Genomic DNA, 11,988 nt, shown 5'->3' with positions numbered 1-11,988 from the left:
CTATTTTTCAAAGGCCTGGGTTGATATGCTGGACGGTTCCGGTTTTTGCCGCCTCGGCAACAGCGATACCTGCAGCGAGCGACCACACACCATCCTCGCCGCTCGCCGATGGAACGCCATTTCCGGCAATCGCGGCGTGGAACCTGGCGACTCCGGTCTCGTAGAGGTTCTTGTGATCGAGCTTGAGTTCCGTCTCGCCATCGGCATTGCGCAGGGTCACGGTACCAACCGGTCTCTGTGTCATCACATTGCGACCAACGAGCGAGCCTTCGGTGCCGTGCACCTCGAAGCCGGTTTCGGAATATTTGGTGGTGAAGCCATCATGGAACAGGGCGATGAGCCCCGACTTGAACCGCATCACACCCATGACCGCATCCTCAAGCCCGGCCTTGGCAAGCCCGCTTTTTTGAGTGGACGCAATAGCTTCAACAGGATCATCACCGAGCACGTACCGCAGCGTATCCGTATCGTGGACAGTGATGTCGAGGATAACCCCGCCGCCCGCTTCCGGACGGTCGAGCCTCCAGCCCTGCAGATGCGGCGGCAGATAACCCGCATGGAAAACCTTGGCAGCAAGCGGAGTGCCGATCTTGCCGGCCGCAATCGCATCGCGCATCGCCGTGTGACTTGCCGCATTGCGCAGGTGATGGTTAGTTGCAAATACCACATTGGCGGCGCGGCACGCTTCGACCATGACGCGCGCATCGGCAAGGCTGGTTGCAAGCGGCTTCTCGCATAGCACATGTTTTCCAGCTTTTGCAGCGGCAAGAACCTGATCTTTGTGCAATTCGTTGGTGGTGGAAATGTAAACCGCATCAATGGGTTGGTCGTTCAGTAGTGCATCGACACTCGTCACGGAACGGGCGATCCCGTGATCCGTCGCGTATTTCGCGCCGCGTTCGGCATTCGTGCTCATCACCGAAACGATCTCGCCGCCGTTCGCGCGGATCGCATCGATCACCCATTCATGCGCAATGGTGCTTGCCCCGATCAATCCCCAGCGTGTCATGCCATTTCCTCCGGTTGTTTCACGGGCGCACCGCAGCTTTGCCGCACCACAAGCCGCACTGACGTCACGATGGATTCCTGATCGATCTGTCCTGCGTTGATCTGCTTCAAGAGCAGCTGGGCCGCGCGCTGGCCCATTCCCTGCGGGTCAACTGAAACGGTCGTTAGGGCAGGAACAGCGGTCTTGGCTTCGATGACGTCATCGAAGCCTATGATTCCAAAGCCTTTTCCCGGCTCTATATTGTTCGAGCGCAGGCCGTCGCAAACGCCGAATGCCACCGCGTCGTTGAGGCAGAGGGCTGCAGTCGGGCGCTCCGCGAAGAGCATCATGCGCTCGACCGCTGCGACACCGCCGGCGCGCGATGGAGCGGAATGAATGATGAAATTGTCGTTGAGCGGGATACCCGCCTCGACCAGCGCATCGCGATAACCGCGCACCCGGTCGGAGAAAACCGCAGTGTCGACGAAGCCGCCCATAAAGGCGATGCGGCGATGACCAAGGCCGATCAGATGCCGGATGGCAGCCTTGGCACCGGCATAATTGTCGGACAAAAGCGTTGAAACCTTGGCGCCGGGGAGGTTTCGGACAACAACCACAACCGGGATTCCGCTGTCTGCCAAGGACTTGATATCATTGGCTTCCGTGCCCCGCGCCGGCGACAGGATCAGTCCGGCAATGCCATTTTCCCGCATCGATGCAATGACCTGGCGCTGCCGGTCCACACTCTCACCGCTGTGGGCGAGAAACTGCACATAACCTGCCGATTGGACCACCAGATCCATGCCAACAGCCAATTCCGCGAAGAAGCTGTTGGTCAGGTCATTGACGACGATGCCGACGATTTTGGACCTGGCCTGGCGCAAGTTTGCGGCGCCGCGATTATAGACATAGCCAAGCTCATCGATGAGCCCGCTGACCTTCTCGCGGGTCTTGTCATTGACGAGCGGGCTGCCTTGGAGAACCAGGGACACGGTGGATTTCGACACGCCGGCGGCGCGCGCTATGTCCACAATGCTGGTCCGGGTCCGGTTCAAAGGCGTATCTCCCAAGTTGCGGCAACTTTAATTGGAACGTTCCAAATTAGTCAAGCATTTTCTTACACCACAATTTTTTGCGCCAATTACACCCGTCCTGGTTGATTTTCTTGGGACAGATTCAGTGTTTTGCAGACTAATTTGCGGGCATTTTGAGCGAATCTAGTGATTTTTCGTTTTATCTCTTGTTTTTTGGAACGTTCCAAAATAGAAGTTGCGTGTTTGATCGGGAGCGATAGCTATGACCCTTACCCTAAAGTTGCCCAACGCAGACGGGACAACCTCCGATTATCGTCTGACAGGCGAACCGATTGGTACACCGGCCACGATGCCTGTCTTCAACCGCATCGCCTATGCAGCCGCCCATGTGGTTTCCGATCCCTTGCGCGATGTCCAGCCATGGGGCGCTCCGGCTATAGATTGGGATGCGACGATGGCCTTCCGCCATCACCTCTGGTCGCTCGGATTCAAGATCGCCGAGGCCATGGATACGGCGCAACGCGGCATGGGTTTGGACTGGGCTGGAGCGCGCGAGCTGATCCGCCGCTCGCTCGCAGAGTCGCGCTCCGTTGCGGGCGCAGATCTCGCCTGCGGTGCAGGCACTGACCAGCTGGCACCGAACGACACCAAGCATCTTCAAGACGTCATTGACGCCTATGAGACGCAGATCGGTTTCGTCGAGGCCGAGGGCGGACGGGCGGTAATGATGGCAAGCCGCGCACTGGCGCGGGTCGCACGTTCCGGTGACGACTATCGCACCGTCTATGGCGAGCTCCTGAGCCAGACCCGGGAGAAGGCCGTTCTGCATTGGCTCGGCGACATGTTCGACCCCCAGTTAGCCGGCTACTGGGGTTCGCATTCCTTCGACACGGCTCTGGAAACAGTTCTCGCCATCATCAACGACAACAGGGACAAGGTCGAAGGTATCAAGATTTCGCTGCTCGACAACCGGAAGGAAGTCGAGTTGCGCAAGCGGCTGCCCGAGGGTGTGCTGTGCTTCACCGGCGACGATTTCAACTATGCCGAATTGATCGAAGGCGACGGCACACGCTACAGCCATGCGCTGCTCGGTATCTTCGACGCGGTGGCACCTTCGGCGTCGAAGGCGTTGAGTCTCCTCGCCAAAGGCGAGACTCAAGCTTTTCGCGCGGTGATCGAGCCGACGGTTCCGTTGTCCCGCAAGATCTTCGAGGCTCCGACCCAATATTACAAGGCAGGCGTCGTGTTCCTCGCCTGGCTCAACGGCCACCAAAGCCATTTCACCATGCCAGCAGGCATGCAATCGGCACGCGGGATCGTCCACTATGCGGATATTTTCCGGCTGGCTGATCAGGCCAATGTTCTCGACAAGCCTGAGCTGGCCGTGAGTCGCATGATGAACCTTTTGCAGGTCTACGGGCTTTAAGTTCGCACACGTACCTCATTCGATTGGCGACAAGCACTTCTGTGTTAGATTGTGTACAAAACAACACAAGGCTGTAACCATGACTGATACAACTCTGACTATACGCATCAGTTCTGAGATGAAAGACAAGCTGGGCCGATTGGCAAAGGACACGCGACGCAGCAAATCCTTTCTCGCTGCGGAAGCGGTTTCTGCCTATGTCGACCATGAACTCGAGATCGTAGAGGGTATTCAGCGTGGCCTTGACGCCATCACCGCAGGAGACACCGACAGTTTCATGTCGCATGAAGATGCCATGGCAGAAATTTATGCCGTGATTGACGCTGTCGAAAGACGCAAGGCTTGACGCGGCCTGTCGGATGGTTCCGTCCAGCACTGGATGACCTCAAACAACAGGTCTCATATATTGCTGCCGATAATCCAGAAGCAGCAAGGCGAATAGCAGACCGAATTCGAGACGCCGGCAACGATCTTGGCAGTTTTGCGAAAGGCCGCCATGGACGAGTAGCCGGAACGTATGAAAAATCGGTGCCGCGCCTGCCTTACATTATCGATTATTCGATCAACCTTATCCATGGGCGAGAAACAGTATCCATCGTGCGCATCATTCATACGGCACGAGATTGGCCTGTTGACGAATGGCCATCCAAATAAAAGGGGCGGCGCCCAAGCGCCACCCCTTCCCCGCTCCAACTGTTTGAAGCTTACTTTACCCAGCTCTTGACCAGCTCATCATAATTGATGGTCTGCGGCTTTTCCTTTTCGTTCTCGACCTTGAGCTGCGGTGCCAGATTGCCTGCTTTCACAGCTTCGGCATTCCAGTAAGCAAGATCATGCTCTTCGGCCAATTTCGGGCCGATGTCGCCCTGAACGCCCGACTTCTCGAGGCGTCCAAGCACCTTTTCCTGTTCCTCGCACAGCGAGTCCATGGCCTCTTGTGCAGTCTTGGCACCCGAGGACGCATCACCGATCGCCTGCCACCAAAGCTGAGCCAGCTTCGGATAGTCCGGAACATTGGTTCCGGTCGGCGACCATTGCAAGCGAGCCGGCGAGCGATAGAACTCGATCAGGCCCCCAAGTTTTGGCGCGCGGTCGGTAAAGGACTTATGGTCGAGCGTCGACTGGCGGATGAAGGTCAGGCCGACATGGCTCTTCTTCACATCGACGGTCTTGGATGTCACAAACTGCGCATAGAGCCATGCGGCCTTGGCGCGATCATCCGGGGTGGATTTCAGCAACGTCCAGGAACCGGCGTCCTGATAGCCAAGCTTCATGCCGTCCTTCCAGTACACGCCATGCGGAGACGGGGCGAAACGCCACTTTGGCGTGCCGTCCTCGTTGACCACCGGCAAGCCTGGCTTGACGAAGTCGGCGGTGAACGCCGTATAGGTGAACATCTGCTGGGCGATTTCGCCCTGCGACGGTACCGGGCCCGATTCGGAGAAGGTCATGCCCTGAGCCGCCGCAGGAGCATAGGCCTTCATCCAATCCAGGTATTTCTGGATGGAATAGACCGCAGCCGGACCGTTGGTGTCACCGCCGCGCGCAACGCAGGAGCCGACCGGACGCGAATTCTCGTCGACCTTGATGCCCCATTCGTCGACCGGCTTGCCGTTCGGAATGCCCTTGTCGCCATTGCCGGCCATGGAGAGCCAGGCATCGGTGAAGCGCCAGCCCAGCGACGGATCCTTCTTGCCATAATCCATATGGCCGTAGACCTTCTTGCCGTCCACCTCGCGGCCGGTGAAGAACTCGGCAATATCCTCATAGGCCGACCAGTTGACCGGCACGCCGAGGTCGTAGCCATACTTCGCCTTGAAGTCTGCTTTGTTCTTCTCGTCGTTGAACCAGTCGTAGCGGAACCAGTAGAGGTTCGCGAACTGCTGGTCGGGCAACTGATAAAGCTTGCCGTCCGGCGCGGTGGTGAAGGATTTGCCGATGAAGTCGTCGATGTCGAGATCCGGGTTGGTGACATCCTTGCCTTCATTCGCCATCCAGTCGGTCAGGCTGCGCGCCTGCTGATAGCGCCAGTGGGTGCCGATCAGGTCCGAGTCGTTGATGTAGGCGTCATAGACGTTTTCACCCGACTGCATCTGTGTCTGCAGCTTTTCCACGACGTCACCTTCGCCGATCAGATCGTGTGTGATCTTGATACCGGTGATATCGGTGAACGCCTTGGCGAGGGTCTTCGACTCGTATTCATGCGTGGTGATGGTTTCCGAGACCACCTTGATGTCCAGGCCGGCAAAAGGCTTTGCCGCATCCACGAACCACTGCATTTCCTTTTCTTGCGCCGCCCGATCGAGCGCCGACATGTCGCCGATTTCCTTGTCGAGGAATGCCTTGGCCTCGTCCATGCCGGCATAGGCACTGCCTGCACCGAAGAGCAGTACGAGAGCTGTCGTTGTCGTCAATATTCGCGTTCGCATTTTAGTCCTCCCAGAGTTGCGATTGCATCGTCAGGTGCGTGGCGGAATGCCTTGCACCTTGTTCCTAGACAAAGCGGAATACGCCGATTGCGTAGACCACAGAGAGAGCCAGAGCCCACCAAAGGTTCGGGCCGACAAGGCCGAGCCAGGCGAGGTGAATGAATGCGCTGCCGAGCAGCGACACGAACAGCCGGTCGCCGCGCGTGGTTTCAAAGCGCAAGATGCCAACCCTTGGGTTGCCACCTGGAGAGGCATATTCCCATACGGCCATAAGCGACATGAGCGCAAAGATGGTGAGGAAGAACAGCGCAGTCGGGAATGTCCAGGCCATCCAACCGCCGGCAACCAGAGGTGCGAACCAGTCGCGCGCGCCATCCTTGACAGGCACAGCCGCAACGAGAAGCCCGACCATGATTGTGAAAGCGGCTGCGACAACCGCCAGCACCACGGGCCAACGCCTTGTCGTTTCCATTATACCCTCCCCAGGGCAAAGCCCTTGGCAATGTAGTTGCGGACGAAATAGATAACGATCGCGCCCGGAATGATGGTCAGCACGCCAGCTGCGGCAAGCACACCCCAATCCAGACCCGAGGCCGAGACCGTGCGTGTCATGATGGCGGCAATTGGCTTTGCGGCAGTCGTCGTCAGGGTGCGGGCGATCAGCAGTTCCACCCACGAGAACATGAAGCAGAAGAAGGCGGCAACACCAATACCGCTTGCGATCAGCGGAACGAAGATCTTCACGAAAAAGCGGGGGAAGGAGTACCCGTCTATATAGGCGGTCTCATCGATTTCCTTCGGAACGCCCGACATGAAGCCTTCAAGGATCCAAACGGCAAGCGGCACGTTGAACAGGCAATGGGCAAGCGCCACGGCGATGTGCGTGTCAATCAGCCCAAATGCCGAATAGAGCTGGAAGAACGGCAGCGCAAATACGGCGGGCGGAGCCATGCGGTTGGTCAGCAGCCAGAAGAACAGGTGCTTGTCGCCGAGGAACCGGTAGCGCGAGAACGCATAGGCCGCCGGCAACGCCACCAGCACCGAGATCACCGTGTTCATCACCACATAGATGATGGAATTTATGTAGCCCTTGTACCAGGACGGATCTGTGAAGATGACCGCGTAATTGTGCAGCGTCGGGCTTTTTGGCCAGAGCGAAAAGGCACCGAGGATTTCCTGGTTGGTCTTGAAGCTCATATTGATGAGCCAGTAAATCGGCAGCATCAGGAAGATGATGTAGAGCGTCGGAATGAGCCACCAGAACTTCGACTCGTCGCCGCGCTTGCGCATCTTGCGGGCAAGCGCCTTGTCGATCTGCCGCTGCTCGGCTTCGGGCCGCTCGCTGGTGCGTGCAAGTGTTTCCTGTCTCACCGACATATCAGCGCTCCGCATCGTAATTGGTCATGATCGTATAGAAGACCCATGACAGCAGCAGGATGATCAGGAAGTAGATGATCGACATGGCCGCTGCCGGACCAAGGTCAAACTGGCCGACAGCCACCTTGACGAGGTCGATCGACAGGAACGTCGTCGAATTGCCGGGGCCGCCGCCGGTGACGACGAAAGGCTCGGTATAGATCATGAAACTATCCATGAAGCGCAGCAGCACGGCGATCAGCAGCACGCGATTCATCTTCGGCAACTGGATGTAACGGAACACCGCCCAGCGCGACGCACCATCGATCTTGGCCGCCTGGTAGAAGGCATCGGGGATCGACACAAGACCGGCATAGCAGAGAAGCACCACCAGGCTGGTCCAATGCCAGATATCCATGATGATGACCGTGAACCAGGCATGCATCGGGTTCTGAACGTAATTGTAATTGATGCCAAGCTTGGCGAGTGTGTAGCCGAGGAGGCCGATGTCGACACGACCGAATACTTGCCAGATGGTACCAACAACATTCCACGGGATAAGCAGCGGCAGGGCCATCAGCACCAGGCAGACCGGAACGCCCCAGCCTTTGCGCGGCATGTTGAGCGCGATGACGATGCCAAGCGGCACCTCGATGGCAAGAATGATGAACGAGAAGACAAGGTTACGCCCGAGCGCGGCATGAAAGCGTTCGGAGTGAAGTATCTCTTCGAACCATTCCGTGCCGGCCCAGAAGAACTGGTTATTGCCGAACGTATCCTGCACCGAATAGTTGACCACGGTCATCAGCGGGATGACGGCGGAAAAGGCCACCAGCAGCAGCACCGGCAGGACCATGAACCAAGCTTTGTTGTTCCAGGTTTTTTCCATGGTTACTGTCCTTCCACCCGCCAGGAATCGGCGTAGATATTGATGCCTTTCGGATCGAAGGCGACATGCGGTTCGGCCGGAATATCCTGACCCTCGCCGACGATGACGGCGATCTCCTGATTTTCGAGCCGGGTGCGGACGATCTTGTGCCGGCCGATATCCTCGACCTTGGCGATCTTGACCGGTATGCCAAGACGTCCGAGACGCACATATTCCGGGCGAATTCCAAGTTCAATCTTGCCTGCGGCGACAGGCATGGCAGGTGATGGCAGCTGAATCTGGTGGCTGCCGATTTGAGCCATGCCGCCGGCGAGCTTTACCGGCATGACGTTCATGCCGGGCGAGCCGATGAAATAACCGACGAAGGTGTGCTTCGGCCGCTCGAACAGTTCCTCGGGCGTACCGATCTGCACGATCTCGCCGTCATACATGACAACGACCTTCTGGGCGAAAGTCAGGGCTTCGGTCTGGTCGTGCGTGACATAGACCATGGTATAGCCGAAGCGCTGGTGCAATTGCTTCAGCTGCGAGCGCAGCACCCACTTCATGTGGGGATCGATAACCGTCAGCGGCTCATCGAACAGGATGGCATTGACGTCGGATCGAACGAGGCCACGGCCCAGCGATATCTTCTGCTTCTGATCGGCGGTGAGACCGCGCGCCTTCTTTTTGGCCCAGCTGGCGAGATCGATCATTTCCAGCGTTTCGCGCACCTTGCGGTCAATCTCCGCTTCGGGCACACCGCGATTGCGCAAGGGAAAGGCAAGATTGTCGTAGACGGTCATGGTGTCGTAGATGACCGGGAACTGGAATACCTGCGCGATATTGCGTTCCTGGGTGGAAAGGTTCGTTACATCCTCGCCGTTGAAGAGCAACTGACCGTGCGAAGGATGGATCAGCCCTGAAATGATATTGAGCAGGGTGGTCTTGCCGCAACCGGACGGCCCAAGCAGAGCATAGGCGCCGCCATCCTCCCAGCTGTGATGCACTTCCTTCAGCGCATAGTCCTTGTCCGATTTCGGGTTGGGGCCGTAGGCATGGCGGATGTGATTGAGGTCGATGCGTGCCATGATCGCTCCTATGCCGCCAGCTTCTGGCGGCGGGTGACGGAATTGCCGCTCGCGTCAAAAATCATCAGATTGCGCGGATCGATGAAGATCTCGATCTCCTCATCGGGCGTGTAGATGTGAATACCATGCGCCAGCATGGTCCAGCGCGCATCTGCAAAAGAGAGATGCACATAACTTTCCGAACCGGTGATTTCCGTCGCGGTGACCGTCGCTTTCAGACCGATCTCGCCGGGATTCGTCCGAACTGTCGCGACATGGTGCGGCTGAAAGCCGATGGTGTAAGTGCCATCTGCGAATTCGGCGAGATGCGCGGGCACCGGCAGAGCGACACCACCCTCCAGCTGGAACACCTTGCCGAACTTGGCCAGCGCAATTGTGTTGAGCGGCGGGTCGGCGAAAGTCTGCGCGGTGATCAGGTCGTCCGGCTTGCGGAAGACATCGATGGTCGGCCCGAACTGGGTGATGCGGCCTTCCGAAAGGGTCGCGGTATTGCCACCAAGAAGCAGCGCCTCATGCGGTTCGGTGGTGGCATAGACGAAGATCGTACCGGATTCGGCGAATATCTTCGGCAGTTCCTGGCGCAATTCCTCGCGCAGCTTGTAGTCGAGATTGGCCAGCGGCTCATCGAGCAGAACCAGTTTGGCATTCTTGACGATGGCACGCGCCAGCGCCGTGCGCTGCTGCTGACCGCCGGAGAGGCTGAGCGGCGTGCGGTCAAGGAACGGCGTGAGTTTCAGCAGTTCCGCGGCCTTGCGCACTTCGCGGTCGATGGTCGCACTATCGGCGCCGGCAACGCGCATGGGCGAGGCGATGTTCTCATAGACCGTGAAAGCCGGATAATTGATGAACTGCTGATAGACCATGGCTACCGAGCGCTTCTGCACCGGCACACCGGTCACATCCTTGCCATCGAACCAGACCGAGCCCGAGGTCGGCGCATCGAGGCCAGCCATGATGCGCATGAGACTGGTCTTGCCGGACAAGGTCGGGCCGAGCAGGACATTCAGCGTGGCATGTTCCAAAGTCAGCGAAATATCGCTGAGATGGGGCTTACCGCCCACCACTTTGGATACATTCCGCAATTCCAACATATGCTCTCCTCCCAGAGACAATGCGGACATTTGTCCACATCGCTCAATCCAAAACTATTCGGCTGCGAGCTTGCGCCGCCGGTCGACCGCATCTTCCATGAAGCGATCAAGCGCGGCTGCCTCGTCAGCGTTCAAATGCAAACCCTTCTTGGTGCGGCGCCACAGCACGTCCTGCGCCGTCACGGCCCATTCATGATCGATCTGGTAGCGAACCTCCGCCTCGTAAAGATCAGAGCCGAAGTGCCTGCCAAGATCGTCGATCGATGCTGCGCGCCCGAGCAATGTCCGGACTTTCGTACCGTAAAGCCGGAACAGGCGGTGCGCATGAACGTCCGGCAGAAAAGGATAATCGACCTTGAGCTTGTGCAACTCGGCATCGAAGGCGGTTGCCGCAAAATCGCCGCCCGGCAAAGTGCCAGTGGCGGTCCAGGGCTTCCCCTTTTTGCCAAGCTGATCCTCGATTTTCTCCAGCATGTGTTCCGACAAACGCCGGTAGGTCGTGATCTTGCCGCCGAATATGTTGAGCAGCGGCGCCTGGCCATGCGGTGCGTCGGCCTTCAGCACATAGTCGCGCGTGGCCTCCTGGGCTTTGGACGCACCATCGTCATAGAGCGGGCGCACACCGGAATAGGTCCACACAACATGTTCCCGCTTGACTGGCTCGACGAAATATTCGCTGGCCGCTGCACAGAGATAATCGATCTCGGCATCGCTGATTTTTACCTCCGCAGGATTGCCGTGATAATCCTGATCGGTGGTGCCGATGAGCGTGAAATCCTGTTCGTAGGGAATGGCGAAAATGATGCGGCCGTCGGTGTTCTGGAAGAAGTAGGCGCGCGGATCGTCGAACTTCTTCCTCACGACGATATGACTGCCCTGCACGAGGCGGACGTTGTGCGCATTGTTGCTGCCAACGACACCGGTCAGCACCTCATCCACCCAGGGACCGGCAGCATTGACCACGAGCCGCGAGCGGATTTCCTCCGTGGTGCCGGTCAGGTCGTCCTGCAGGGTCAGGGTCCAGACATTTGCATCGCGCCGGGCACTGACCACCTTCGTGCGGGTACGGATGACGGCACCGCGATCGGCGGCATCACGGGCATTCAAGGCGACGAAGCGCGCATCGTTGACCCAGCAATCGGAATACTCGAAAGCCTTGGTGTAGAGCGATTTCAGCGGTTTGGCCGCCGGATCGCGGGTCATGTCGAGCGTCCGCGTCGCAGGGAGCCTCTTGCGGCCGCCGATGTGGTCATAAAGGAAGAGGCCAAGCCGCAGGAGCCAGGCCGGGCGCAGGCCGGCATGATGCGGCAGGACAAAGCGCATCGGCCAGATGATATGCGGCGCATTGGCCCACAGCACTTCGCGCTCCATCAATGATTCGCGCACCAGCCGGAATTCATAATATTCGAGATAGCGCAGCCCGCCATGAATAAGCTTGGTGGAGCCGGAAGAAGTGCCGCTGGCGAGATCGTTCATTTCCGCAAGGAACACCGAATAGCCGCGGCCAACAGCGTCCCGCGCGATGCCGCATCCATTGATGCCACCGCCAATAACGAAGATGTCGAAGACGTGTTCGGCCAAACCTGGCAATTCCATCCTCCCGATTTTTCGCAACGCACCATTTCCTCGCAATTGCGAAAGATACACAAATGAATTACGAAAGCAATACGAAACTGAAGTGAACTATACTGCGCATTGCAAAACG

General features: G+C 58.0%; 12 protein-coding genes. 3 read left to right on the top strand and 9 right to left on the bottom strand.

All coding sequences use genetic code 11. The annotated features are described in order from the left end of the window. Nucleotides 1–7: 7 nt before the first annotated feature. Nucleotides 8–1,009 (bottom strand): Gfo/Idh/MocA family protein, encoded by a 1,002-nt coding sequence (locus tag CU103_RS02790; protein ID WP_106662365.1) that lies wholly within the window; start codon nucleotides 1,007–1,009, stop codon nucleotides 8–10. After that, entirely contained in the window at nucleotides 1,006–2,043 is a 1,038-nt protein-coding gene (locus tag CU103_RS02785; protein ID WP_106662364.1) for a LacI family DNA-binding transcriptional regulator, read from the bottom strand. Before CU103_RS02785 ends, CU103_RS02790 begins: the two co-directional genes overlap by 4 nt. 241 nt (nucleotides 2,044–2,284) lie before the next feature. Between CU103_RS02785 and CU103_RS02780 the strand changes: the two genes are divergently transcribed. The 3 genes from CU103_RS02780 to CU103_RS02770 all read left to right on the top strand — a co-directional run bounded on the left by CU103_RS02780 (nucleotide 2,285) and on the right by CU103_RS02770 (nucleotide 4,102). After that, nucleotides 2,285–3,448 carry a dihydrodipicolinate synthase family protein gene (locus CU103_RS02780; protein ID WP_106662363.1) on the top strand — a complete coding sequence of 388 codons (1,164 nt, stop codon included), beginning with the start codon at nucleotides 2,285–2,287 and terminating at the stop codon, nucleotides 3,446–3,448. A 79-nt stretch (nucleotides 3,449–3,527) separates the two neighbouring features. Continuing rightward, the gene (locus CU103_RS02775; protein WP_106662362.1) at nucleotides 3,528–3,794 is read left to right on the top strand and encodes a CopG family ribbon-helix-helix protein; all 267 of its coding nucleotides are present in this window, start codon (nucleotides 3,528–3,530) and stop codon (nucleotides 3,792–3,794) included. After that, nucleotides 3,791–4,102, top strand: coding sequence for a type II toxin-antitoxin system RelE/ParE family toxin (locus CU103_RS02770; RefSeq protein ID WP_106662361.1), 312 nt, complete (start codon nucleotides 3,791–3,793; stop codon nucleotides 4,100–4,102). The genes CU103_RS02775 and CU103_RS02770 overlap by 4 nt, the downstream gene beginning before the upstream one ends. 50 nt (nucleotides 4,103–4,152) lie before the next feature. On the opposite strand, the gene CU103_RS02765 is transcribed toward CU103_RS02770, so the two are convergent. The 7 genes from CU103_RS02765 to glpD form a co-directional block, all read right to left on the bottom strand. Continuing rightward, a complete protein-coding gene (locus CU103_RS02765; protein WP_106662360.1) occupies nucleotides 4,153–5,877 on the bottom strand; it encodes an ABC transporter substrate-binding protein in 1,725 nt (574 codons plus the stop codon). A gap of 64 nt (nucleotides 5,878–5,941) precedes the next feature. Continuing rightward, nucleotides 5,942–6,349 carry a DUF2160 domain-containing protein gene (locus tag CU103_RS02760; RefSeq protein WP_106662359.1) on the bottom strand — a complete coding sequence of 136 codons (408 nt, stop codon included), beginning with the start codon at nucleotides 6,347–6,349 and terminating at the stop codon, nucleotides 5,942–5,944. Beyond that, nucleotides 6,349–7,167 (bottom strand): carbohydrate ABC transporter permease, encoded by an 819-nt coding sequence (locus tag CU103_RS02755; RefSeq protein ID WP_106662630.1) that lies wholly within the window; start codon nucleotides 7,165–7,167, stop codon nucleotides 6,349–6,351. Before CU103_RS02755 ends, CU103_RS02760 begins: the two co-directional genes overlap by 1 nt. Before the next feature lie 88 nt (nucleotides 7,168–7,255). Continuing rightward, on the bottom strand, nucleotides 7,256–8,122 hold the full coding sequence (locus CU103_RS02750) for a carbohydrate ABC transporter permease (protein ID WP_106662358.1): 867 nt from the start codon (nucleotides 8,120–8,122) through the stop codon (nucleotides 7,256–7,258). A gap of 2 nt (nucleotides 8,123–8,124) precedes the next feature. After that, the gene (locus CU103_RS02745; RefSeq protein WP_106662357.1) at nucleotides 8,125–9,192 is read right to left on the bottom strand and encodes an ABC transporter ATP-binding protein; all 1,068 of its coding nucleotides are present in this window, start codon (nucleotides 9,190–9,192) and stop codon (nucleotides 8,125–8,127) included. Nucleotides 9,193–9,200: 8 nt separating this feature from the next. Next, nucleotides 9,201–10,283 (bottom strand): ABC transporter ATP-binding protein, encoded by a 1,083-nt coding sequence (locus CU103_RS02740; RefSeq protein WP_106662356.1) that lies wholly within the window; start codon nucleotides 10,281–10,283, stop codon nucleotides 9,201–9,203. Between the two features lie 54 nt (nucleotides 10,284–10,337). Beyond that, nucleotides 10,338–11,864 carry a glycerol-3-phosphate dehydrogenase gene (gene glpD / locus CU103_RS02735; RefSeq protein ID WP_245448584.1) on the bottom strand — a complete coding sequence of 509 codons (1,527 nt, stop codon included), beginning with the start codon at nucleotides 11,862–11,864 and terminating at the stop codon, nucleotides 10,338–10,340. Between the last annotated feature and the right edge of the window lie 124 nt (nucleotides 11,865–11,988).

It is taken from the genome of Phyllobacterium sophorae, assembly GCF_003010965.1.
Classification (GTDB): domain Bacteria; phylum Pseudomonadota; class Alphaproteobacteria; order Rhizobiales; family Rhizobiaceae; genus Phyllobacterium; species Phyllobacterium sophorae.
This window is presented reverse-complemented; position numbering and strand designations above follow the sequence as displayed.

What these genes read in the sequence shown, in the direction of transcription:
- CU103_RS02790 (WP_106662365.1), bottom strand. Translation starts at nt 1,009, where the DNA reads ATGACACGCTGGGGATTGATCGGGGCAAGCACCATTGCGCATGAATGG.
- CU103_RS02780 (WP_106662363.1), top strand. Translation starts at nt 2,285, where the DNA reads ATGACCCTTACCCTAAAGTTGCCCAACGCAGACGGGACAACCTCCGAT.
- CU103_RS02775 (WP_106662362.1), top strand. Translation starts at nt 3,528, where the DNA reads ATGACTGATACAACTCTGACTATACGCATCAGTTCTGAGATGAAAGAC.
- CU103_RS02765 (WP_106662360.1), bottom strand. Translation starts at nt 5,877, where the DNA reads ATGCGAACGCGAATATTGACGACAACGACAGCTCTCGTACTGCTCTTC.
- CU103_RS02760 (WP_106662359.1), bottom strand. Translation starts at nt 6,349, where the DNA reads ATGGAAACGACAAGGCGTTGGCCCGTGGTGCTGGCGGTTGTCGCAGCC.
- CU103_RS02755 (WP_106662630.1), bottom strand. Translation starts at nt 7,167, where the DNA reads ATGCGCAAGCGCGGCGACGAGTCGAAGTTCTGGTGGCTCATTCCGACG.
- CU103_RS02750 (WP_106662358.1), bottom strand. Translation starts at nt 8,122, where the DNA reads ATGGAAAAAACCTGGAACAACAAAGCTTGGTTCATGGTCCTGCCGGTG.
- CU103_RS02745 (WP_106662357.1), bottom strand. Translation starts at nt 9,192, where the DNA reads ATGGCACGCATCGACCTCAATCACATCCGCCATGCCTACGGCCCCAAC.
- CU103_RS02740 (WP_106662356.1), bottom strand. Translation starts at nt 10,283, where the DNA reads ATGTTGGAATTGCGGAATGTATCCAAAGTGGTGGGCGGTAAGCCCCAT.